This window comes from Sphingomonas sp. AOB5 (genome assembly GCF_029433115.1).
In the GTDB taxonomy this organism is placed as follows: domain Bacteria; phylum Pseudomonadota; class Alphaproteobacteria; order Sphingomonadales; family Sphingomonadaceae; genus Sphingomonas.
On sequence record NZ_JARNTV010000002.1, the window covers coordinates 24,835 to 47,032 of the forward strand.

General features: G+C 65.2%; 25 protein-coding genes and 3 tRNA genes. 14 read left to right on the forward strand and 14 right to left on the reverse strand.

The window, feature by feature from the left end; all coding sequences use genetic code 11:
- Window positions 1-66: 66 nt before the first annotated feature.
- Both P1X14_RS01135 and P1X14_RS01140 read right to left on the reverse strand, forming a co-directional pair.
- Window positions 67-2,094, reverse strand: a complete 2,028-nt coding sequence (locus tag P1X14_RS01135; protein ID WP_277313464.1) for a 3-hydroxyacyl-CoA dehydrogenase NAD-binding domain-containing protein — start codon at window positions 2,092-2,094, stop codon at window positions 67-69.
- A gap of 78 nt (window positions 2,095-2,172) precedes the next feature.
- The gene (locus tag P1X14_RS01140; protein WP_277313465.1) at window positions 2,173-3,396 is read right to left on the reverse strand and encodes a serine hydrolase domain-containing protein; all 1,224 of its coding nucleotides are present in this window, start codon (window positions 3,394-3,396) and stop codon (window positions 2,173-2,175) included.
- A gap of 156 nt (window positions 3,397-3,552) precedes the next feature.
- On the opposite strand from P1X14_RS01140, the gene P1X14_RS01145 reads away from it, so the two are divergent.
- Entirely contained in the window at window positions 3,553-5,301 is a 1,749-nt protein-coding gene (locus P1X14_RS01145; RefSeq protein WP_277313466.1) for a class I adenylate-forming enzyme family protein, read from the forward strand.
- Here the strand turns inward: P1X14_RS01145 and P1X14_RS01150 are convergent.
- Both P1X14_RS01150 and P1X14_RS01155 read right to left on the reverse strand, forming a co-directional pair.
- Window positions 5,298-5,651: a hypothetical protein gene (locus P1X14_RS01150; protein ID WP_277313467.1), complete on the reverse strand. Its 354-nt coding sequence runs from the start codon at window positions 5,649-5,651 to the stop codon at window positions 5,298-5,300. The two genes, P1X14_RS01145 and P1X14_RS01150, sit on opposite strands and share 4 nt — an antisense overlap.
- Window positions 5,652-5,757: 106 nt before the next feature.
- A complete protein-coding gene (locus P1X14_RS01155) occupies window positions 5,758-6,273 on the reverse strand; it encodes a hypothetical protein (protein ID WP_277313468.1) in 516 nt (171 codons plus the stop codon).
- Between the two features lie 222 nt (window positions 6,274-6,495).
- Between P1X14_RS01155 and P1X14_RS01160 the strand changes: the two genes are divergently transcribed.
- Window positions 6,496-7,083: a hypothetical protein gene (locus P1X14_RS01160; RefSeq protein WP_277313469.1), complete on the forward strand. Its 588-nt coding sequence runs from the start codon at window positions 6,496-6,498 to the stop codon at window positions 7,081-7,083.
- On the opposite strand, the gene P1X14_RS01165 is transcribed toward P1X14_RS01160, so the two are convergent.
- Window positions 7,064-8,533 (reverse strand): glycerol kinase, encoded by a 1,470-nt coding sequence (locus tag P1X14_RS01165; protein ID WP_277313470.1) that lies wholly within the window; start codon window positions 8,531-8,533, stop codon window positions 7,064-7,066. The two genes, P1X14_RS01160 and P1X14_RS01165, sit on opposite strands and share 20 nt — an antisense overlap.
- Before the next feature lie 190 nt (window positions 8,534-8,723).
- On the opposite strand from P1X14_RS01165, the gene P1X14_RS01170 reads away from it, so the two are divergent.
- Both P1X14_RS01170 and P1X14_RS01175 read left to right on the forward strand, forming a co-directional pair.
- A complete protein-coding gene (locus tag P1X14_RS01170; RefSeq protein ID WP_277313613.1) occupies window positions 8,724-9,878 on the forward strand; it encodes an AI-2E family transporter in 1,155 nt (384 codons plus the stop codon).
- Window positions 9,879-9,933: 55 nt separating this feature from the next.
- Window positions 9,934-10,010: transfer RNA gene (locus P1X14_RS01175), tRNA-Asp, on the forward strand.
- Between the two features lie 12 nt (window positions 10,011-10,022).
- Here P1X14_RS01175 and P1X14_RS01180 read toward each other — a convergent pair.
- From P1X14_RS01180 to P1X14_RS01210, 7 genes are all read right to left on the reverse strand, one after another.
- Complete coding sequence (locus P1X14_RS01180; RefSeq protein WP_277313471.1) at window positions 10,023-10,454, reverse strand: DoxX family protein; 432 nt, start codon at window positions 10,452-10,454, stop codon at window positions 10,023-10,025.
- A gap of 12 nt (window positions 10,455-10,466) precedes the next feature.
- Window positions 10,467-10,718: a hypothetical protein gene (locus tag P1X14_RS01185; protein WP_277313472.1), complete on the reverse strand. Its 252-nt coding sequence runs from the start codon at window positions 10,716-10,718 to the stop codon at window positions 10,467-10,469.
- Window positions 10,693-10,965, reverse strand: coding sequence for a hypothetical protein (locus tag P1X14_RS01190; RefSeq protein ID WP_277313473.1), 273 nt, complete (start codon window positions 10,963-10,965; stop codon window positions 10,693-10,695). Before P1X14_RS01190 ends, P1X14_RS01185 begins: the two co-directional genes overlap by 26 nt.
- Window positions 10,956-11,180: a DUF2842 domain-containing protein gene (locus P1X14_RS01195; RefSeq protein WP_277313614.1), complete on the reverse strand. Its 225-nt coding sequence runs from the start codon at window positions 11,178-11,180 to the stop codon at window positions 10,956-10,958. Before P1X14_RS01195 ends, P1X14_RS01190 begins: the two co-directional genes overlap by 10 nt.
- The gene (locus P1X14_RS01200; RefSeq protein WP_277313474.1) at window positions 11,177-11,725 is read right to left on the reverse strand and encodes a 5-formyltetrahydrofolate cyclo-ligase; all 549 of its coding nucleotides are present in this window, start codon (window positions 11,723-11,725) and stop codon (window positions 11,177-11,179) included. Before P1X14_RS01200 ends, P1X14_RS01195 begins: the two co-directional genes overlap by 4 nt.
- Before the next feature lie 186 nt (window positions 11,726-11,911).
- Complete coding sequence (locus P1X14_RS01205) at window positions 11,912-12,214, reverse strand: cell division protein ZapA (RefSeq protein ID WP_277313475.1); 303 nt, start codon at window positions 12,212-12,214, stop codon at window positions 11,912-11,914.
- On the reverse strand, window positions 12,214-12,393 hold the full coding sequence (locus tag P1X14_RS01210; protein ID WP_277313476.1) for a hypothetical protein: 180 nt from the start codon (window positions 12,391-12,393) through the stop codon (window positions 12,214-12,216). Before P1X14_RS01210 ends, P1X14_RS01205 begins: the two co-directional genes overlap by 1 nt.
- Before the next feature lie 222 nt (window positions 12,394-12,615).
- Here P1X14_RS01210 and tkt point away from each other — a divergent pair, with 222 nt between their 5' ends.
- From tkt to P1X14_RS01260, 10 genes are all read left to right on the forward strand, one after another.
- Window positions 12,616-14,574, forward strand: a complete 1,959-nt coding sequence (gene tkt, locus P1X14_RS01215; protein WP_277313477.1) for a transketolase — start codon at window positions 12,616-12,618, stop codon at window positions 14,572-14,574.
- A gap of 19 nt (window positions 14,575-14,593) precedes the next feature.
- Window positions 14,594-15,601 carry a type I glyceraldehyde-3-phosphate dehydrogenase gene (gene gap, locus P1X14_RS01220; RefSeq protein WP_277313478.1) on the forward strand — a complete coding sequence of 336 codons (1,008 nt, stop codon included), beginning with the start codon at window positions 14,594-14,596 and terminating at the stop codon, window positions 15,599-15,601.
- Window positions 15,598-16,056: an MOSC domain-containing protein gene (locus P1X14_RS01225; protein WP_277313479.1), complete on the forward strand. Its 459-nt coding sequence runs from the start codon at window positions 15,598-15,600 to the stop codon at window positions 16,054-16,056. Before gap ends, P1X14_RS01225 begins: the two co-directional genes overlap by 4 nt.
- The gene (locus P1X14_RS01230) at window positions 16,053-17,246 is read left to right on the forward strand and encodes a phosphoglycerate kinase (protein ID WP_277313480.1); all 1,194 of its coding nucleotides are present in this window, start codon (window positions 16,053-16,055) and stop codon (window positions 17,244-17,246) included. Before P1X14_RS01225 ends, P1X14_RS01230 begins: the two co-directional genes overlap by 4 nt.
- Window positions 17,247-17,277: 31 nt before the next feature.
- The gene (locus tag P1X14_RS01235) at window positions 17,278-17,835 is read left to right on the forward strand and encodes a putative glycolipid-binding domain-containing protein (RefSeq protein WP_277313481.1); all 558 of its coding nucleotides are present in this window, start codon (window positions 17,278-17,280) and stop codon (window positions 17,833-17,835) included.
- Between the two features lie 126 nt (window positions 17,836-17,961).
- Window positions 17,962-18,030, forward strand: a tRNA-OTHER gene (locus P1X14_RS01240).
- 2 nt (window positions 18,031-18,032) lie between these two features.
- A tRNA-Asn gene (locus tag P1X14_RS01245) sits at window positions 18,033-18,108 on the forward strand.
- 473 nt (window positions 18,109-18,581) lie between these two features.
- On the forward strand, window positions 18,582-19,718 hold the full coding sequence (locus tag P1X14_RS01250) for an SPFH domain-containing protein (protein ID WP_277313482.1): 1,137 nt from the start codon (window positions 18,582-18,584) through the stop codon (window positions 19,716-19,718).
- A gap of 163 nt (window positions 19,719-19,881) precedes the next feature.
- Window positions 19,882-20,787 (forward strand): fructose bisphosphate aldolase, encoded by a 906-nt coding sequence (locus P1X14_RS01255; RefSeq protein WP_277313483.1) that lies wholly within the window; start codon window positions 19,882-19,884, stop codon window positions 20,785-20,787.
- A 2-nt stretch (window positions 20,788-20,789) separates the two neighbouring features.
- The gene (locus P1X14_RS01260; protein ID WP_277313484.1) at window positions 20,790-21,194 is read left to right on the forward strand and encodes a putative quinol monooxygenase; all 405 of its coding nucleotides are present in this window, start codon (window positions 20,790-20,792) and stop codon (window positions 21,192-21,194) included.
- Here the strand turns inward: P1X14_RS01260 and P1X14_RS01265 are convergent.
- Both P1X14_RS01265 and P1X14_RS01270 read right to left on the reverse strand, forming a co-directional pair.
- Window positions 21,191-21,625 carry a hypothetical protein gene (locus P1X14_RS01265; RefSeq protein WP_277313485.1) on the reverse strand — a complete coding sequence of 145 codons (435 nt, stop codon included), beginning with the start codon at window positions 21,623-21,625 and terminating at the stop codon, window positions 21,191-21,193. The two genes, P1X14_RS01260 and P1X14_RS01265, sit on opposite strands and share 4 nt — an antisense overlap.
- 28 nt (window positions 21,626-21,653) lie before the next feature.
- Window positions 21,654-22,142, reverse strand: a complete 489-nt coding sequence (locus tag P1X14_RS01270) for a hypothetical protein (protein ID WP_277313486.1) — start codon at window positions 22,140-22,142, stop codon at window positions 21,654-21,656.
- Between the last annotated feature and the right edge of the window lie 56 nt (window positions 22,143-22,198).

Here is a 22,198-nt window from a genome sequence, read left to right on the forward strand (position 1 = left end):
ATCTCGTGCCGCGAGCGATGCGCCCGCGGCCTGAGACCCCAGTTTTCGCTGGGGTGACGGGTCATTTTAGTTGAACCGCTCGCCCTTTTCGGCCTTTTCGCGGAGCAGGGGGGCGACTTCGAAGCCGTGCTTTTCCAGTCCGGCGACGATCTTCTTGAGGCCCTCGGTATCGGCCCAGAACATCGGGCCGCCGCGATAGACCGGCCAGCCGTAGCCGTAGATCCACACCACATCGATGTCCGACGCGCGCTGGGCCTTGCCTTCCGCCAGGATCAGCGCGCCTTCGTTGACCATGGTGTAGAGCGTGCGCTCGACAATCTCTTCGTCGGTGATCTCGTGCTGCGGGGTGCCGGTCTTCTCGCGGAAATCGGCGATGATCTCGGCGACGCGCGGGCTGGGCGAGGGGTTCCGCTTCTCGTCATAATCGTAGAAGCCCTTGCCGGTCTTCTGGCCCCAGCGGCCTTCGGCGGCGAGCGCGTCGCGGATATTCTCGATGCGGGTGGGATCGCGGTGCCAGCCGATATCGACGCCGGCGAGATCGCTCATCTGGAACGGACCCATCGGCATGCCGAACGCGACATGGACCTTGTCGATCTGCTCCGGCGTGGCGCCTTCGTGGAGCATCTTCATCGCTTCCATCTGGCGCGGGATCAGCATGCGATTGCCGATAAAGCCGTAGCAGACGCCCGCAACGACGGCGACTTTCTTTATCTTCTTGCTGATCGCCATCGCGGTGGCGAGCACATCGTCGGCGGTCTTGTCGCCGCGGACGATCTCCAGCAGCTTCATGACATTCGCCGGCGAGAAGAAGTGCATGCCGAGCACGTCCTGCGGCCGCGACGTGGCGGCTGCGATCTCGTTCACGTCGAGATAGGAGGTGTTCGACGCCAGGATCGCGCCGGGCTTGGCGATCTTGTCGAGACGGCCGAAGATCTCCTTCTTCACGTCCATATTCTCATAGACGGCCTCGATGATCAGGTCGCACTCGCCCAGATCGTCGAAGTTGAGCGTGGGCTTCAGCAGGCCCATCGCGCCTTCCACCTGCTGGGCGGTCATGCGGCCCTTGGCGGCAGTGGCTTCGTAATTCTTGCGGATCGTGCCGGTGCCGCGGTCGAGCGCTTCCTGTGCCATCTCGACGATGGTGACGGGGATGCCCGCCGACAGGAAGTTCATGGAAATGCCGCCGCCCATCGTGCCGGCGCCGATCACGCCGACGCGCTTCACGTCGCGCAGCGCGATGTCGTCGGCGATGCCGTCGATCTTGCTGGCCTTGCGCTCGGCGAAGAAGATGTGGCGCTGCGCAGCGGACTGGACACCCATCACCAGCTTCATGAAGCCGTTGCGCTCGAGCTTGACGCCCTCGGCATAGTCCATGCCGGTGGTCTTCTCGATCAGGTCGACAATGTCGGCCGGTGCCTCGAAGCCGCGGAAGCGCTTGGCGTTGGTCTTGCGGAAGGTTTCGAACAGCGCGGGATCGGCAGTCGCGGTCTTCTCGCTGGCACGGGGCAGAGGGCGCGTGGCTGCGACTTCATTGGCAAAGGCCACGGCATCGGCGAGCAGGCTGTCTTCGCCAGCGAGGCGATCGACCAGACCGGCATCCTTGGCCTTGCTGGCCGAAATCGGATCGCCCTTGGCGGCCATTTCGAGCGCGAGTTCGACGCCTGCAACGCGAGGCAGGCGCTGGGTGCCGCCTGCGCCGGGCAGGATGCCGAGCTTCACTTCGGGCAGACCGAACTTCGCCGAGGGGACGGCGATGCGATAGTGCGAGGCGAGCGCGACTTCGCAGCCGCCGCCCAGCGCCGTGCCGTGGATCGCGGCGATCACCGGCTTTTCCGAAGCCTCGATCTCGTCGACCAAAGCCGGGAGCAGCGGATCGACCGGCGGCTTGGTGAACTCGGTGATGTCGGCGCCCGCGAAGAAGGTGCGGCCGGCACAGTGGATCACCACCGCCTTCACGCTATCGTCTGCTGCGGCTTCGCGGATCCCGGCCTGGATGCCGAGGCGGACCGCGGCGCCGAGCGCGTTCACCGGCGGGTTATCCGAGGTGATGATCAGGACATCGCCCTGGCGGCTGGTAGTGATGGGGGAGGTCATTCTTCTCTCCATTTCGGGTTCGTCATGCGGCCTGGGCCGGGGGATGGTGGGGACAAATGGGCGTTCGCCGGAGGGCAGTCAGTCCGTCAACGCAGAATAAATCATCGTCTTGAGTTCCCGGCGGATCGGGAAGGTGGTGGACGGCGAGAATTGCGTCATGAAGACCATCGAGATCCGTTCGACCGGATCGACGAAGAAGGCCGTCGAGAACATACCGCCCCAGTAGAATTCGCCGTTGGAGCCGGGGATCAGGGTGCGCGCCACATTGGTGGTGATCGCGAAGCCCAGACCGAAGCCGACACCGGCATTGGTCGTCTCGCTGAACAAAGATTGCGACATGGTGGCGAGGTCCGAACCGCCGGGCAGGTGGTTGGTGGTCATCAGCTCGATCGTCTTGCGGCTGACGATGCGCACGCCGTCCAGCTCGCCCTGACTGAGCAGCATGGTGTTGAAGCGGTGATAGTCGAGCGCGGTCGAGACGAGGCCGCCGCCGCCAGAAACCTGGGTCGGCGGGGTCGCCCACAGGCTTTCCGCGCCGCGATCGAACATCACGCGGCCCTTGCCCGGCGCCAGCGTCCAGCAATCGGCGAGGCGATCGACCTTGTCGGCGGGCACCTGGAAGAAGGTGTCGCCCATGCCGAGCGGCTTGAAGATGCGTTCCTCGAAGAAGCGGGGCAGGGGCATGCCCGAGACACGTTCGACGACGAGGCCGAGCACGTCGGTGGAAACCGAATAGTTCCAGGCTTCTCCCGGCGAGAATTCGAGCGGGATCTGACCCAGCGCTCCGACGAACTCTTCGAGGGTGAGGTGGCCCCACCAATTCTCGATCTTGCCCGCGCGATAGGCGGCATCGACGTTCGAGCGGTTCTGGAAGCTGTAGGTCAGGCCCGAAGTGTGGCGGAGCAGATCGATCATCCGCATCGGCTCGGCGGTCGGCTTGGTCGCGAACGGAACGCCCGCACCGCCGCCATTATAGACGCCGAGGCCCTTGAATTCGGGCAGGACGTGATGGACCGGCGTATCGAGGCTGACCCGCGATTCCTCGACCAGCATCATGAAGGCGAGGCTGGTGACCGGCTTGGTCATCGAAGCGATGCGGAACAGGGTGGAGTCGTTCACATCGGCACCGCCTTCGCGCGCGGCACCCTGACTTGAGAAATGGACGATCTCGCCATTGCGGGCGATCAGCAGCTGGGCGTGGGGCAGCTTTCCCGAATCGAGATAGGTCGCCTTGATGAACGCATCGATACGGGCGAGGCGCGCCGCGTCGAACCCCTGTGATTCCGGCTTCGCGACCTTCATGCCCACTCCATACCCTAAACTCGAATCTTGTCCGATGCGTTTCCGCGCCCGTCGCATCCCCTATTGCCTTGAGTGCGGCTTGAATCAACACTAGTTCGATAAGGAATCAGAAAGCGCGGGGCAAACCCGACATTCTACAAATGGAGTGATGCCGCCTTGTCGAACGATCCGATCGTGCCGCTGGACCCTGCCTGGCCCAAGGCTTCCCTAGCGGCAGTCCAGGCCGCGATGACCGCGCCGGGCGCCAAGTTCGAGATGGACACCGTCGAGATTCGCGGGGTGCCGACGCGGGTGTGGAAGAATGCGCCCCCCTCGTTGCGGGTGCTGGCGCAGCTGGTGCGGGCCTATGGCGCGCGCGAATTCACCATCTATGAGGATGAGCGCGTCACCTATGACGCCAATTATCGCGCGGTGAGCCATCTGGCGCACAAGCTGCGCGAGATGGGCGTGGCCAAGGGCGACCGCGTCGCGCTGGCGATGCGCAACCTGCCCGAATGGCCGGTGATCTATTTCGCCGGGGTGAGCATCGGCGCGATCGTGGTGCCGCTCAACGCATGGTGGACCGGCGGCGAGCTGGAATACGCCATGAAGGATTCGGGCGCGAAGGTCCTCTTCGTCGATGGCGAGCGGCACGAGCGGCTGAAGGATTGCTACGAGCGCATGCCCGATCTGGAGCGCGTCGTGGTGGCGCGCGGCAAGACCGAGATCGTTGCGCCGGCCAGCCGGCTGGAAGTGCTGATCGGTGTCACGAAGGACTGGGCGACGCTGGAGGATATCGGCTTCCCCGACGCCGATGTTGCGCCGGACGACGATGCGACGATCTTCTACACCAGCGGCACGACTGGGAATCCCAAGGGCGCGCTGGGCACGCACCGCAATTTCGTGACCAACATCATGTCGAGCGGGTACAGCGCGGGCAGGGCGATGCTGCGCCGGGGCGAGATGCCGCCCGAAATGCCCGATCACAAGACCACGCTGCTGGTGATCCCGCTGTTCCACGTCACCGCGTGCAGCGCGGCGATGATGACGCTGATCGCGGCGGGCGGCACCATCGTGTTCATGCGGCGCTGGGATCCGGTTCTGGCGATGGAGCTGATCCAGCGCGAGAAGATCAACATGACCGGCGGCGTACCGACGATCGCGTGGCAGCTGCTCGAGCATCCCGACCGGGCGAAATACGATCTCTCGTCGCTGGAGAGCATCTCCTATGGCGGCGCGCCGTCCGCGCCGGAGCTGGTCAAGCGCATCTATGCCGAGTTCGGCGCATTGCCCGGCAATGGCTGGGGCATGACCGAAACGACCGCGACGGTGACCCAGCATTCGGGCGAGGATTACCTGACCCGGCCGACCAGCGCGGGCGTGCCGGTGGCGGTGGCCGACCTGAAGATCATGGACGTCGAGGCCAAGGACGAGCTGCCCGTCGGCGAAGTCGGCGAACTGTGGGCGCGCGGGCCGATGATCGTGAAGGGCTATTGGAACAAGCCCGAGGCGAGCGCCGAGACCTTCGTCAACGGATGGGTGCGCACCGGCGATCTGGCGCGGGTGGACGAGGAAGGCTTCCTCTACATCGTCGACCGGGCCAAGGACATCATCATCCGCGGCGGCGAGAATATCTACTCGATCGAGGTCGAGGACGTGCTCTACGCCCATCCGGCGGTGACCGATGCGGCGCTGGTCGGCATCCCGCACCGCTCGCTGGGCGAGGAGCCTGCCGCAGTGGTCCACCTCGCCCCCGGCACCAGCGCGACCGAAGCCGAATTGCAGGACTGGGTCCGTGCGCGGCTGGCCGGCTTCAAGGTGCCGGTGCGGGTGCTGTTCTCGAAGGACACGCTGCCGCGCAACGCCAACGGCAAGATCCTGAAGAAGGATTTGAAGGCGCTGTTCGGCGAGGAAGCTGCGGTTTAGGCTTCGCCGCGCAGTTCCTCCGGGCTGGTCTGCAGCGCACGTTCCATGTCGGTCGAGGGGCCGACGCGGGCGCTGCGCTTGCCGCCTGCCGGGCGCGGGAAGATCGTGTCGATACGGTTCTTCAGCGCCGCCTCGAACTCCTCGTGATTGCGCACGCGCGGGCGCGACACGGTGATGTCCTGGACGATGGCCAGCTTGATCCGCTCGACCGCATCGTCGCTCAGCACATTGGCGGCGACGAGCTCGGTGCAGAGCTGCGACAGGCCGACCATCGTCGCCTGGGCGCGCAGGCCGATATATTCGAGGCTCTCGTGCAGGCGCAGCGCCTGCTCGCGTTCATTGTGGTCCACGCTTCATACTCCAGTCACTGGCCGGGGCCTGCGTCCGGAGATGCAAGTCAACGGCTGATGACTTGGCGCTAGGCGCGAATCGTTTCGCTACTATGTCTGTGGCGGATCAGCCGGGAAACAACATCTGCTCTGCGGCATCCTCGGGCACGATCAGCCGTGCGCTGAGGAGCGGTTCGTGACTGTCGCGGCGGTCGAAACGGACAAGGTCCTCGACGATCAGCGGATGCGATTTCAGCCCGGCCTGGAAGCGGAGCGACTGCGCGATATCGTCGCCCGCGACGAGGAAGCAGGCGGTCTGGCAGGTCGGGCGGAATCCGCTGCCCGCCGGATCGATGAAGCCGCCGAACTCGGTGAAGCGGCGCTCGATCGCCGAGTTCTCGATCATGAAGCTGTCGAGCAGGTTCGGCGCGACATGCGGGGCGAGGGCGAGGATCAGCAGCAGGCGCGCCTCGTCGGCCAAGCACAGGCGCGCGACGATTCCGGCATAGCCCGGCGCGGCTTCCACCAATGGCGGCGCGGGCGGCAGGTCGATCGCGACCGCCTCTCCATAGGCGTTGAGGCGGCTGCCGATACAAGCCTCCAGCCAGTCCAGTTCGGCCTTGATCACATCGGCATTGTTCACTTCGTCTTCCCCCCGTCGGTATCGGCAATCACAGAGTGCGGCGCCAGCAGGCCCGCCGGGCGAACGTGTCGCATCCTCGCCCCTCCTTAACCGGCAATGCGACGATGCGATGTTCCTTGAACTTATGCCAGCGGTTCGACGGTCGGACTCCTCATTGTCCGTCTCCCTTCCGATTGTGGCGGTGTTTGATATCGTTGGATGGCGAATACTGCGGGGGAAGTCATGCGGAAGGCGGGATTGGTGCGCTGGGTGCTTATCGTCGCAGTGCCGGTCATGGTGCTGCTGCACCTGTTCTTCGCCTCGCTGCACGGCGTGGGCATCGGCATCGATGATATGGAAGTGACGCTGGCGGTGCCGCCGGCCAGGATCGTCGCGCTTGCTGCCATTGCAACCTTTCTACTGGCACTCTCCGCCTTGCATGGTTCGCCAGTTGTGAGGCGGAGCGGGCTTGTGGCGGGGCTGGCGGCAACGCTCCTCGTGGGATTGTCGATGCGCTGGGCGCAATTTGTCAGGCCGGAAAATGGCCCGACGGTCTTCGCGGAGCGGTGGGCGATGTTCGACACCGGACGTGCGGATGAAGCGTTCTATCCGATCTGCCGCCGCACCGACGCTTTCTCGTTCCAGCTCTATGATGGCGAAGGCAGGGAATATATCTTCTGGCAGATCTGGCCGGTCAGCTTGTCGACCGATGCGATCCGGGACATCGCCTGGTTCGAACTCGATCCGGACGCTGGCGATGGCGACGAAGCGTGCCGCGCGGCGTGGCGGAAACTCATGGAGCGTACTCCGCTCAAACCCGCTGGCCGATGACGTTCTCGATGGCGCTGCGCCAGCCGGTGAGGCGGGCGTCGCGGGTGGCTGGATCGAGTTGCGCGGTGAACGTCTCGACCTTCCCGCGCATTGTGGCAGCTTCCTCCAGTCCCGCGAACATGCCGCATCCCACGCCCGCGAGCATCGCCGCACCTAGTGCCGTCGTCTCGGCAAAGTCGGGGCGCTCCACGGTCACGTCGAGCATGTCCGCCAGATCCTGCGCGATCCAGTCGTTGGTCACCATGCCGCCATCGACGCGCAGCGTGGCCCAGTCGACGCCGTCCGCGGCGAAGGCGGTCTTCAGGTCGTGGCTCTGGTGCGCCATCGCTTCCAGCGCCGCGCGGACGATATGCGCCTTGCCGGTCGAGAAGCTGAGGCCGGTGATCGCGGCGCGCGCCTCGGGCTGCCACCATGGGGCACCCAGGCCGGACAAAGCGGGGACCAGATAGACCCCGCCATTGTCGTCGACCGATTTCGCGATCGCTTCGGTCTCCTGCGCATTGGCGATCAGCTTCACCGAATCGCGGAGCCACTGGATCAGGCTGCCCGCGACGAACACCGATCCTTCCAGCGCATAGGTGCGCCGCCCGTCGAGCTGCCACAGACAGGTGGCCAGCAGGCGGTTCTTCGAGCGGGGCTGGGCGGTGCCGGCATTGGTGAGCACGAACGCGCCGGTGCCATAGGTCGCCTTGGTCTCGCCCTTGGCGAGGCAGGCCTGGCCGATGGTGGCGGATTGCTGGTCGCCGGCAAGGCCGCAGATCGGGATTTCGCCGCCGAACAGGCTGGTGGTGCCGAATCGGCCCGCGCAATCGACGATCTCGGGCAGGGCATGGCGCGGGGCACCGAACAGGTCGATCAGCCCATCGCTCCACGCGCCGCTGCCAAGGCCCATCAGCAGGGTCCGAGAAGCGTTGGTGGCATCGGTGACGTGCAAGCCACCCGTCAGCTTCCACACCAGCCAGCTTTCGATGGTGCCCAGCGCCAGCCGGTCGCCCGCTTCCTTGAGCTGGGGCCAGTTGGCCATGGCCCATGCGATCTTGGTGCCGCTGAAATAGGGATCGAGCAGCAGGCCGGTGCGCGCCTGCACGCCCGGTTCTTCGCCCGCATCCTTCAACGTGCGGCAAATGTCGGCGCTGCGCCGGTCCTGCCACACGATCGCGGGGGCCAGCGGCTCGCCGGTCGTCCTGTCCCAGAAGACCAGGGTCTCGCGCTGGTTGGTGATGCCGATTGCGGCGATCCGGTCTGCGCCACCGGCCTTCCCGACCATCGCGCGGGCGCAGGCGAGGGTCTTTTCCCAGATTTCGGCCGCGTCATGCTCGACCAGCCCCGGCGCCGGATAATGCTGGGTCAGCGCCGCCGATTGCGATCCCAATACGGTGCCGTCGGGCGCGAACAGCATCGCGCGCGTCGATGTGGTGCCTTCGTCGATGACGAGCAGTATCTCTCCCATGTATCGAGGCTAGCCGGGTTTTCCCCTCGTGGAAACGGGGCGGGACTTGTTGCCCCCACGCCCTGCCGCGCCTAACGTACCCCTGCGAGGGTAGGGTATGAACGAGCAAGCCGGAACGACGGGCGCGAACACGCCGCATACGGGAGCTGCTGCGGCGGCGCCTGCACCCGAGGCTGTGCCGCCGTCGCCGATGCTTCCCGCCGCGGGTGCTGAAGGCGAGATGCAGCGCGACCGGCTGATGGCGGCGCTGGCGCTGCTCGCGGGGATCGGCCTGCTGCTCGCGCTGCCTTTCGCGCTGAAGGCCGGTAGCGAGTTCTTCCTGCCCCTGACCGGTGCGGTGGTGATCGCCATCGCGCTGGTGCCCCTGCTCGAATGGCTGGAGCGGCATCGCATCCCTTCGCCGATCGCCGCCTTTACCTGCGTGCTGCTGTTCCTGGTCGCGGCGAATGTCGCGCTGGCGTCGATCGTGGTGCCGGCGACCCAGTGGATCCGCGACCTGCCGGCCAAGATTCCGCAGATCCAGAACAATCTCGCGCCGCTGATCGAATTCTATTCGAACCTCGATCAGTTCGTGAACCGCACGCTGATGAACTTCGCAGCCGAGCCGATGAAGCAGCCTGCGGTGATGGCCGCTACGCCGCCGCGTTCGCTGCTCGATCTGTTTGCCACCTCGGCGCCGTCGGCGATCATCGAGAGCTTCTTCGCGATCCTGGTGATCTATTTCTTCCTGTCGGGCTGGACCCGGCTGCGGCGCGGCGCAATCACCAGCCGTTCCAGCTTTGGCGGGGCGATGGCGACCGCGCGGGTGATCCAGGACGTGGTCGACGATACCTCGGCCTATCTGGGCACGATCACGCTGATCAATCTGGTGCTGGGCCTGATCGTTGCCGCCGCGCTGTGGATGATCGGCATGCCCAGTCCGCTGATGTGGGGCGGGATGGTCGCGCTGCTCAACTATATCCCCTATTTCGGGCCGGTGATCGCGGCGCTGCTGCTGGCGATCGGCGGGCTGATGAGCTTTCCCGAGATTGGCTGGGCATTGGTGCCGGCCGCGATCATGATCGTCGCGCATCTGATCGAAGCGAATGTGGTGACGCCGCTGATCGTCGGTCACCGCCTGACGATCAGCCCGATCCTGATCCTGATCTCGCTCAGCTTCTGGGGATGGGTGTGGGGCACGCCGGGCGCGCTGATGGCGGTGCCGATTCTCATCATCGTCCAGACCGTGATGAACGCCGCGGGCAAGCCGGATATCGCCGGATTCCTGTTCGAACACGGCACGCTGACGCATGATCGCACTGCCAGCCGCTTCCGTCGTTCCCCCGGGCGCGACAATTCCGGCTAAAGCGTGTTGACAGGGGTGGGACCCGCGTCTAGTGCCCGCCTCCTCGCTGGTTCAAGCGGGTGTAGCTCAGTTGGTTAGAGCGCCGGCCTGTCACGCCGGAGGTCGCGGGTTCGAGCCCCGTCACTCGCGCCATCGCTCACGAAATCAGGGATTTCGATTGAGGATGGCGTCGGCCGAATAACGGCCCGCACCGATTGTCGCGAAGATCAATCCGAACAGGATCAGGCATGCGGACGGAAACGCGCCGCGAATGCCCAGCTTTGCGTCCACCATCGCAATCGCCACCGCGAAATTGATCGCGCAGATCAGTCCGGCCCAGCGCGTGCCGATGCCGGCAAGGAACGCCACGCCGCACATGAACTGCGCATAGACCGAGAGCGGCGCGGCGATGCCCGGCATGGGGAAATCGTGAAAGGCGAGGAAGTTGCGGAACTCGCTCATCCGCGCCGGATCGACGATATTGTCCCACACGCCCCAGATCAGAAACGCGCCGATGGTCAGTCGTGAGGCGAGCAACACGGCATCGCGGCGAATCGCCCAGCCGGGTTGCACGACAATGTGCTTCCAGTCGGACATGCGATCCTCTCCCTATTGCTTCTCCCGGTGACGGATCCGGTCGATCACGAGAACCGGCAGGCCCGCCACCATGGCGATGACGCACAATGTGACGAAACCCGATTCGATCGGCCAGCGGAAAGCGGGGCCGATGGCGAACCATGCAAGCCCGACGATGATCAGCGAGATCAGTCCGCCGCCGAACGCAAAGGTCGCGGCGACGGTGATCGCTTCCCAGCGGGGATTGCGCGGGGGCGGTTCAGCGGCTGGCGAGGGACTTCTCACGGCGCGCGTTGCGCCAATCGAGGATCAGGATCGGTGCCGCCAGCACGAGAGGGATAGCGATGCTGCCGAGTACGGCCAGCGGAAGCCAACCCTCGGCAAATATCTCGAAGCCGGACGTCATGCCTTGCAGCAGCGCTGTGGCAACGCCGGTACAGGCTATCCACACCAGAAAATGCGCGACCTGCGACAGCGATTCGCGCAGCAGGCGCTTCAGCGGGAAGGGCTGCTTCGGCGGGGTTATTTCCACCGCCCCAGCTCCATCCATCGCAGCAACGGCTTGAGCGGCATGATCCAGATGATGCCCAGCACCACATAGATGACGAGTTGCACCAGCACCGGCAGCGATCCGATCTCGGCCGAGAAGCTGGCGACCGCGACGATCCACACCAGGATCAGCACGAGGATGCCGAACATCCCCGCGGGCTTGCGCCAGCTCGGCTGCGGTCCGGAATCGGGTCCTATTTGTGACACAGCATGCCTTCCTCGGTGATCACGGCGTGGAGCGGCACATCCCAGATGTCCGTCGGGACCGCGGGGACCTGCTGCACGCTCCATGCGATACCGACCCGCCACGCATCGGGATAGCGGGCAAAGGCACGGTCGTAATGGCCGGCGCCCTGACCAAGCCGGTCGAGCCGCGCGTCGAAGCCGAGCAGTGGCGTCAGGATGATGTCCGGCGTCACTTCCTCGGCGTCCGCACCGGGCTGGCGCAGGCCCAGCTGGCCGGTGACCAGCGGATCGCCCAGGCTCCAGGCGAGGAAGCGCATCGGGCTGGTGCGATCAGTGACGCGGGGCAAAGCGAGGCGGCAGCCCTTGGCCACCGCCGCGGCCGCGAGCTGGGTGGGATCGGCCTCGCTGCCGAGCGCGATATAGCTTGTGACGACCAGATCCGGCTTCAGCCGTTCCAGAAATGCTTCGGGTGCTGTGATCGCGCTGACCGATTCGGCCGCAAACCGGTCGCGTTCGGCGCGGAGCCTTGCCCGGAGGGCCAGTTTATCGGGGATCATATCTGTCCGATCGGGGTGGTGGGACCGCCATGGCCGTTTGCCTGAATATCCTCTGACGCCAAGTACGTCAGGTGGGGATCATGTACGACAGACCAGGATCTGCGCAGGGACAACCCCCATGGATGATGAATCGCCTCAGGGATAATCGCTAAAGCTCGTACCGGGCAGTGCCCACCGTCAACCTATCTAGGCGCTCGCACTGTCTTCCTCAAGGGCAGCGGCGACGGCTTCGAGACGATCTGCGATGCGATCGAGCAGGACGGGCGAGACGCCGGAGGGCGGATTCTTCTCCGCCTCGTCGAGCAGGTCGGCCAGGATCAGCGCGAGATAGAGCAGGGTCTTCTCGGCACTGAGGCCGCCCGAGGCGCGCTGGGCAGTATCGGCATGCTTGGCCAGCAGCGCTTCGAGGTGGCGCAAATGGGACTCGTCACCCTCTCGCGCGGCGACATTATAGCTTCGGCCGGCGACGGTGAGGGTGATTTCGGCCATCAGTCGCTCCGGCCTTCGCGCGCGATCAGTTCGTCGAGCGAAGCGACGGCGGTTTCGATGCGTTTGCGCAGGGCGGCGTGGCGGCGGACGATTCGCTCGCTGGAAAATGCGCGAGCCGCTGCGGCCGCCTCGATTCGAGCCAGGGCCTTTTCGATCCGGTCGGAAGAACTACCCGCCATAGGCTAGGATTAGGCACCGCGGCGCCGAGCGGCAACCCCTCGTACCTATAGCGCATTCGACACAAGGTATAACGAAAGGCGATTGGTGCGGCCGAATCCCCCGATTTCGCGGCGAGCGGCGGGCAAGTTGCAGCGCCCCAAGAAATGCTGGTCCGGCGAGTCGGTTGACGTATCGGCGCATGCGTCCCAAAGGCGTGCGCGCCAGCTACCCGGGGAATATACGTGACCGCATCCTTCAGCGACTGCGCCAATGCCATCCGCGCACTCTCGATGGACGCCGTGGAGGCGGCCAATTCCGGCCACCCCGGCATGCCGATGGGCATGGCCGATGTCGCGACCGTGCTGTTCCAGAATTATCTGAAGTTCGATCCTGCCGATCCGAAATGGCCGGACCGCGACCGTTTCGTGCTGTCGGCCGGTCATGGATCGATGCTGCTCTACTCGCTGCTGCACCTGACCGGCTATGCGCGCCCGACGCTGGAGGACATCAAGACCTTTCGCCAGATCGGCAGCCCGTGCGCGGGGCACCCCGAGAATTTCGAGTTGGCGGGCGTCGAATGCACCACTGGCCCGCTGGGGCAGGGCCTCGCCATGGCGGTGGGCATGGCGATTGCCGAGCGTCACCTGAATGCGGGCTTCGGCGATTCGCTGGTGGATCATCGCACGTGGGTGATCGCGGGCGACGGATGCCTGATGGAAGGCATCAACCATGAGGCGATCGGCATTGCCGGCCATCTGAAGCTCGGCCGCCTGATCGTGCTGTGGGACGACAACAAGATTACCATCGACGGCGCGGTATCGCTGTCGTCGAGCGAGGATATCCCGGCGCGCTATGCCGCGACCGGCTGGCAGGTGGTGGAATGCGACGGGCATGATCCCGTCAGCATCGCCAAGGCGTTCGACCATGCCATCGCCGACGAGCGGCCCTCGCTGGTCCGCTGCAAGACCATCATCGGCAAGGGTGCGCCGAACTTCCAGGGCACATCCAAGACCCATGGTTCGCCGCTGGGCGGTGCCGAAGTCGCGGCTGCCCGCGAGGAACTGGGCTGGAGCTATCCGCCGTTCGAAGTGCCGCAGGATATCCGTTCGGCGTGGCTGGAAGCGGGCGCACGTGGTGCCGTTCCTCACGCCGAGTGGAAGCAGCGTCTCGCAAGCGACGCCAATGCAGCCGAATTCTCGCGCCGCATGGCGGGCGATTTGCCCGAGGGCTTCTCGCTCGACGCGTTCGTCGCCGATCTGCTCGCCGCGCCGCAAAAGGTCGCGACGCGCAAGGCCAGTGAGAATACGCTGGGCGCGATCAACGAGCTGGTGCCCGAAACGCTGGGCGGTTCGGCCGATCTTACGGGTTCGAACAACACCAAGACCAAGCAGACCACGCCGCTGAGCCGCGACGATTATTCGGGCCGATATGTCTATTACGGCATTCGCGAGTTCGGCATGTCGGCCGCGATGAACGGCATGGCGCTGCATGGCGGCGTGATCCCCTATGGCGGCACCTTCCTGGTCTTTTCCGACTATGCCCGCGGCGCGATCCGCCTCTCGGCGCTGCAGAATGCCCGTGTCGTCTATGTGATGACCCATGATTCGATCGGGCTGGGCGAAGACGGCCCGACGCATCAGCCGATCGAGCATGTCACCTCGCTGCGCATCATGCCCAACCTCGAGGTCTGGCGGCCGTGCGACACGGTCGAGACCGCGGAAGCCTGGGAAGAATCGCTCAAGCGCGCCAACGGGCCGTCGCTGCTGGCGCTGACCCGGCAGAACCTGCCGCAGCTCTGCACCGTCGCCGGCAACACTGCGAAGGGCGGCTATCGCCTCGCTACGGCTACTACAGCGCGCAAGGTGGTACTGATCGCGACCGGCTCGGAAGTCGAGATCGCGGTTGCAGCACGCGAAGCGCTCGAAGCGCAGGGAATCGGCGCGGACGTGGTGTCGATGCCGTGCTGGTCACGCTTCGATGCACAGGACCTGGCCTATCGCCAGGACGTGCTGCCCGCCGATGTGCTGAAGGTCTCGATCGAGGCCGGTACGACCATCGGCTGGGAGCGCTATACCGGCTTGGACGGGCTGCGCTTCGGTATCGACCGGTTCGGCGCCTCGGCCCCGGCGCCCGCGCTGTACGAATATTTTGGCCTCACGGCCGCGGCGATCGTGCCGCAAATCCTCGAAAAGCTGAAATAAGAGCAGGAGAAGCAGGGATATGACGAAGGTTGCGATCAACGGGTTCGGACGCATCGGCCGCCTCGTGGCGCGTGCCATTCTCGAGCGGCCGGAAAGCGGCCTCGAACTGGTCACGATCAACGATCTCGCCGACGCCAAGTCGAACGCGTGGCTGTTCTCGCGCGATTCGGTCCACGGCAAATATCCCGGCACCGTCTCGGCCGATGGCGACGATCTGGTCGTCGACGGCAAGCGCATCAAGGTGACCAAGGAGCGCGATCCGGCGAACCTGCCGCACGCCGCGAACGGCGTCGAACTGGTGCTGGAATGCACCGGTTTCTTCACCGACCGTGCATCGTGCGAGAAGCATATCGCGGCGGGCGCGAAGAAGGTGCTGATCTCGGCACCGGGCAAGAATGTCGACCTGACCGTCGTGTTCGGCGTCAACAACGACAAGCTGGAGGCCGGTCACACGATCGTGTCCAACGCATCGTGCACCACCAACTGCCTGGCGCCGGTCGCCAAGGTACTGAACGACACGGTCGGCATCGAGCGTGGCTTTATGACCACGGTCCACGCCTATACCAACGACCAGAAAATCCTCGACCAGATCCATGACGACCTGCGCCGCGCCCGCGCCGCCGCGATGAGCATGATCCCGACCACCACCGGCGCTGCCCGCGCGGTGGGCGAGGTTCTGCCCGAGCTGAAGGGCAAGCTGGACGGTTCGGCGATCCGCGTTCCGGTCCCGGACGGCAGCCTTGTCGATCTGACCTTCACCCCGAAGCGCGACACGACCAAGGAAGAGATCAACTCGATCCTGAAGGCCGCGTCGGAAAGCGGTCCGCTGAAGGGCGTGCTCTTCTATTCGGACGAGCCTTTGGTCTCGATCGACATCGTCCACACCCCGGCATCGTCGACCATCGACAGCCTGGAAACGACCGTGATGGACGGCAAGCTGGTCCGCGTGGTCAGCTGGTACGACAACGAATGGGGCTTCTCGAACCGCATGGTCGACACCGCCTCGGCGATGGCCAAGCTGGGGTGACCGGCACGCTCGCCGGCATCGCGCTCCATCGCGAGCGGAAAGGCCCGATCGAGACGCTCGATTCGGTCGCGGTGTCGGTGGAGCGCGGGATCGAGGGATGCTGTCGCGGCATCCTGAGACCCAATAGCAAGAACCGCCGCCAGGTCACTGTGATGGAAGCAGGTGACTGGGCGGCGGCCTCGCGCGAAGCGGGTACGTCGCTCGACTGGTGGAACCGCCGGGTGAACCTACTGGTGGACGGCGTGGACCTGCCGCAGAGCGAGGGCGCCCGCATCCGCATCGGCGGCGAGGTCGTGCTGGAAGTCACGGTCGAATGCGATCCGTGCAGCCGGATGGACGATCTCCATATGGGCCTTCAGCAAGCATTGAAGCCCGACTGGCGCGGCGGGGCCTGCACGCGCGTCATCTCGGGCGGACATATCGCCATTGGCGACGAAATCAGGATCGAAGCATGAGCCGCAACTTCAAGACTCTCGACGATATGGGCGACATCACCGGCAAGCGCGTGCTGGTCCGCGAGGATCTGAACGTGCCGATGGCCGATGGCGCGGTGACCGACGACACGCGCCTGCGTGCTGCGGTGCAGACCGTCGCCGAACTGTCGGACAAGGGCGCGATCGTGATCGTGCTGGCGCATTTCGGACGGCCCAAGGGCCAGCATAACCCGAGCATGAGCCTGTCGCTTGTGACGCGGCCCTTCTCGCAGGTGCTGGGTCGTCAGGTGCGCTTCATCGACGATCAGGATGCGGGCGACGCTGTGGCGATGATGCAGCCGGGCGATATCGGCATCCTCGAGAATACCCGCTTCGATCCCGGCGAGGAGAAGAACGCGCCCGAGAGCATCGCTCGCCTCGCAGCGCTGGGCGATCTCTACGTCAATGACGCCTTTTCGGCGGCGCACCGTGCCCATGCCTCGACCGAGGGGCTGGCGCACAAGCTGCCGGCGTTCGCGGGCCGTCAGATGGAAGCCGAGCTGGACGCGCTGGACAAGGCGCTGGGCAATCCGGAGCATCCGGTCGCGGCGGTGGTCGGCGGGGCCAAGGTATCGTCGAAGCTCGACGTGCTGAAGCATCTGGTCGAGAAGGTCGATCACCTGATCATCGGCGGCGGCATGGCCAACACCTTCCTCGCCGCGCGCGGCGTGGATGTGGGCAAGAGCCTGTGCGAGCATGATCTGACCGGCACCGCCGAGGAAATCCTCGATGCTGCCGACCGCGCCAACTGCACCGTGCATCTGCCCTACGACGTGGTGGTGGCGAAGGAATTCCGCGCCAATCCGCCGGTGCGCACAGTCAATGTCCATGAAGTCGAAGCCGACGAGATGATCCTCGACGTCGGCCCGGCGGCGACCGAAGCGCTGGCCGATGTGCTCAAGACCTGCCGTACGCTGGTGTGGAATGGACCGCTCGGCGCGTTCGAGACGCCGCCGTTCGACACCGCCACCGTTTCGCTGGCCAAGACTGCGGCGGCGCTGACCAAGGAAGGCTCGCTCGTTTCGGTTGCCGGGGGCGGGGACACTGTTGCTGCGCTCAATCAGGCAGGCGTGTCGGGCGACTTCAGCTTCATCTCGACCGCGGGCGGCGCCTTCCTGGAGTGGATGGAAGGCAAGGACCTTCCGGGCGTCGCGGCGCTGATCAGGGCCTGAAACCATTCGCCCGTCCGCCGGTTGAGCGGGGATGGGCGAGACGGCGTTCTGGAAGACGCTCCATACGACAGGACATGACGCCGCCTTGCTGGCCGAGGCGGGCAAGGGCTGGCGGCTGAGCGGCACGGCGGTGTTCCTCCACGAAGGCGCGCCGGCCTGCCTCCACTATGCGCTGGATCTCGAACCCGATTGGTCGACGCGCCGCGGCCGTATCGACGGCTTTGTCGGCACGAAGCCCGTGTCCCGCCGGATCGAGCGGGATGCCGAAGGCTGGACTCTGGATGGCGTACGGCAAACCGGCGTCGCGCATTGTGTCGATCTCGACCTCGGCTTCACGCCTGCGACCAATTGCCCGCAGTTGAAGCGGATGGGACTTTCCGTCGGGCAATCCGCTTCGATCGATGTCGCGTGGCTGGATGTCGAGTCCGATACGCTGATCGCACTGCCCCAGATCTACAAGCGCACGGGGAACGACACCTACGATTATAACTCGCCGCAAGGGCCGTATCTCGCCACGCTCCACATCGCCGCCAATGGGTTCGTGAGCGACTATCCCGGGCTCTGGATTTCATGTTGCGCTGCAACATAAATGCTGGACAAGCGCGAGCCGGGCTGCCAAGGGGCGGCTCTGGATTGTGCTGTTTCGTTGGGGCTCGTGAGACCCCGCGGGCGCGGGCGGCGTACCGTACCGTGTTCCACGGCGCAGATCAGACATGAAAATGTAGCTCAGCGGTAGAGCACCCGGGGAACCGGGCTGGCGAAGGTTCGAATCCTTCCTTTTTCCCACGCTCAGTGGTTGAGCAGCAGACTGTTAATCTGTCGGGCGCGCAAGCGTCCTCCGCAGGTTCGACTCCTGCACTGGCCTTCGAAGCCATTCCTGATGGGAAGGCCGGCAGGGTGTTCACGCCGAGGGAAGGGCGTTCCGGCTTCGGCCGGCGCGCGCAGCCCGAGGCAGTCGGTGACCGGCTCAGCGCCGGCGAGGATACCGGCAGCGCGCTGAGGGGCGTGCGGCGTTCGTACCGGGATCGGGGCTGGCCCCGATATGTCCGCGCGAACGGCAACCGCCCCGGCACCTGCCTCAATCGCCAGCCCGCACGATCATCGGCGAACAACCCGCCGGCCGACCCTATCCCCCAAGATAACCCGACCTCCATGCCGCGATTTTGCGCCGTGTATCGACGCGTCTTGTCATCGCCACGACATATAAGGATTTGCAGATTTCTTTATATGCTGCACCGCAGCAAAATAACCGTTGCAATCGTTACTATGCCGGTCTAACGGCGCCGTCCCGCAGCGACACTCAGGTCGCGCGGATGAGCAAGAGGAGGACCGGCAATGACGTTCGTTATCGCCGAAAACCAGCGCGGCCTCCTCATTCAGGATGGCCGCATCATCGATGTTCTGGGTCCGGGTCGTCACCGGATCTCGAACTGGCTGGGACGAAAGAGCGTGGAGATCGTTGACGCGATCGGCCTGTTCAACTCGCCCTGGGCCGAGATCATGGAAAAGCGCCATCCCGAACTCGCTCAGGCGAATTTCGAGACGGTGCAGCCGGGCGAAGGCCAGGTCTGTGTCGTGTGGCTCGGTGAGCGCGCGGCGTGGATCGTGCGCCCGGGTCAGGTGATCCGTGTGTGGAAGGTGTTCGATACCGTCCGCGTCGACACGTTCGACGTTCTGGAGCGCCCGAAGCTCGACAAGCGCGAACTGGTGGCGTTCGAGAAGGCGGCGACGGTCGGCCCGGCCACGCCGGCGGTGATCGCGACCATCTCGGTCGCAGAAGCCGAGGCGGGTCTGGTGTTCTTCGACGGCGAGCTCGTCGAGACGCTCAGTCCGGGCCGGTACGGCTATTGGCAGATCGGCCGCAAGGTCACTGCCAAGATGCTCGACACCCGCCCGATCCCGGTCGAGGTTACCGCACAGGAGATCCTGACGAAGGACCGCGTGTCGCTGCGCGTCACCCTGACCTCGTTCGTGCAGATCACGGACGTGCGTCTGGCGGCGCTCTCGACCCCGGACCACCAGGGTCACGTCTACAAGCTGGTCCAGTTCGCGGTCCGTGAGGCCGTGGGCGGGCGGACGCTCGACGAGCTGCTCAACGATCGCGAGTCGGTCGACGCGCAGATCGTCGCGCATGTCCGGAACCAGCTTGGCGACATCGGCGTCCGCGTTGCCGAACTCGGCATCAAGGACGTGATCCTGCCGGGCGAGATGCGTGAGCTGATCAACAAGGTCGTCGAAGCGGAGAAGGTGGCGCAGGCCAACCTGATCCGCCGGCGCGAGGAGACCGCGGCGACGCGGAGCCTGCTCAACACGGCGAAGCTGATGGAGGACAACCCCACGCTGCTGCGCCTGAAGGAGCTGGAGACCCTCGAGCGGGTGACCGAGAAGATCGGCCGGATCGACGTCCACACGGGCAGCCAGGGGCTTGGCGGCCTGCTCGACCAGCTCGTGACCCTCAAGCCGCGGGACTGACGTTCCGCAAAAACGGACGGGAGGCGTGGCGGAAACGCTGCGCCTCCCTTTCTGACACTTGCTGACCAGCGTTGTCAGACTTCCAACTCCAGCGAGTCGCTGCAATAGCGAAGGAATTCGCGCGGCCGATGTGCCGCTAGTTCGAACAAGGGGATCACGCCACATGAACACCGCCGAGATGACCGCCAAGATCGCAGAGGGCAACGGCTTCATCGCCGCGCTGGACCAGAGCGGCGGTTCGACCCCGAAGGCGCTGAAGGGCTATGGCATCGAGGAAGGGTCCTACTCCGGCGAAGACGCGATGTACGGCCTGATCCACGACATGCGCAGCCGCATCATCACCTCGCCCTGCTTCAACGGCGACAAGGTGATCGGCGCGATCCTGTTCGAGCGGACGATGGACGGCCAGGTCGACGGCAAGCCGACCCCGCAGGCGCTGATCGAGCGCGGCGTGGTGCCCTTCATCAAGATCGACAAGGGCCTCGAGGACGAAGCCAATGGCGTTCAGCTGATGAAGCCGATGCCGGAACTCGACGCGCTGCTGACCAAGTCGAAGGCGCTGGGCGTGTTCGGCACCAAGGAGCGTTCGGTGATCAACCTCGCCAATCGCGAGGGCATCGCCGCCATCGTCGCGCAGCAGTTCGAAGTGGGCCAGCAGGTGCTGTCGCACGGCATGATGCCGATGCTGGAGCCGGAACTGAACATCAAGTCGCCGGAACGCGCCGAAGCCGAAGTGATCCTGCTCGACGAACTGCTCAAGGCGCTCGACGCGATGCCGGGCGACGACAAGGTGATGCTGAAGCTGTCGATCCCGGCCAAGCCCGGCCTGTTCGATGCGCTGGTCGATCATCCGCGCGTGCTGCGCGTCGTGGCCCTGTCGGGCGGCTTCGCCCGTCCCGAGGCGTGCGCCGAGCTGGCCAAGAACCGCGGCATGATCGCCAGCTTCAGCCGCGCACTGCTCGAGGATCTGCGCCATCAGATGAGCGAGGACGAGTTCAACGCCTCGCTTGGCGGCGCGATCGACGAGATCCACGCAGCCTCGACCGCCAAGACGGCGGTTCCGGCCTGATCATGACGGGCCGCCGCCCGGTCCTTGCCGGCCTCGCGCTGGCGATACTGGGCGGCCCCGTATTGGCAAGGGAATTCAGTGGGGAGTTCGGCGGCGTGGAAGAGATCGAACTCTATGGCCTGATCGGCAAGATGACTGCCCATCCGGGCAAGCGCAACGAGCTGATCAACCTGCTGACCGCGGGCACCGCCGATATGCCCGGCTGTCTTGCCTATATCGTCGCCGAAGACGTGAAGGACGAGAACGGCATCTGGATCACCGAGGTCTGGCAGACCAAGGGGTATCATGCGGACTCGCTGAAGCTGCCCGCCGTGCAGGCCGCGATCGCCAAAGGGCGGCCGCTGATCGCCGGCTTCGATACCCATGTCGAAACCCGGCCGGTCGGCGGCATGGGGATCGCCGGCTAACCCCCATTGCCGGGCGGCGGCGGGGGCGCCTCGACATTGCCGCAACTGATGAACGGCGTGTTCCTGTCGATTTTCGCGAGCCGCAACTCACGCTCGGGGTCCGGCGCGATCCGGTAGTAGATGGTTCCGTTGCCGTCCTTGGCGAAGGTGACGCTGAAATCGACCTTGGGATCGGCGGAATTGTAGCGATAACCTTCGAACGCAACCGCGCCGTCCCCGATCCGGTAGGTACCGTGGGTTCCGCCCCAGCCGCTGAACCAGTCGAATTTCCCGTCGGCGTGTAGCGCCAGTGCGCCGGCATCGCAGGGATAGGGCCGCTCATCGATGAAATGGCCGGGCAAGAGCCGTTGCAACTCGGCTGCGACAACGGGTGTTCGCAGTGTCGCCGGACCGGGCGGCGGTTTTGCCGGCGAGCATGCGCCGAGCAGCAACAGGCTTGCGAGGGCGAAGTTTCTCATCTCAGCCGGACGCATTCCCGGGCTGACAGCTGGATACCGGCTCGTCCACGCCGTTGCGGCCCAGCCTGAGCGGTCGCGGATCGGCCGTGTCGCCTTCCGCGCGATAGAAAGGATCGCCGCGGCCGTCGCGGAACAGCATGAGGACCCGCCGGAAATGCTCGGGTCCGGCCCCGTCATCGAATATCGCGGCGCCATCGACGATCTCAACCGTGCCGCCGGTCACGCCGCTTCCGATGTTGTAGGCTTCGAAACTGCCGTCACCCAGCACGCGCAATGGCCCGTCGAAACAGCCATAAGGGCCTTCATCGATATAATGGCCCGACAGCAGCTTCTTGATTTCCGCGGAAGTCAGCGGGACGAACGGTTTGGCTGGCGCCTTCGCTTCGGGAGAGGCTTGCGCGGCCTGATTCTCCGCCGCATTGGGAGCCGAGCAGGCAGCGAGCACGAAGCAGGACAGGGCGGCGCAAAGCGATATCGAACGTCCGGCCATTGGTGCGCCTCCTGTGAAGATATAGTGTATCATATACGATGCGGGAGCAAGCGGCG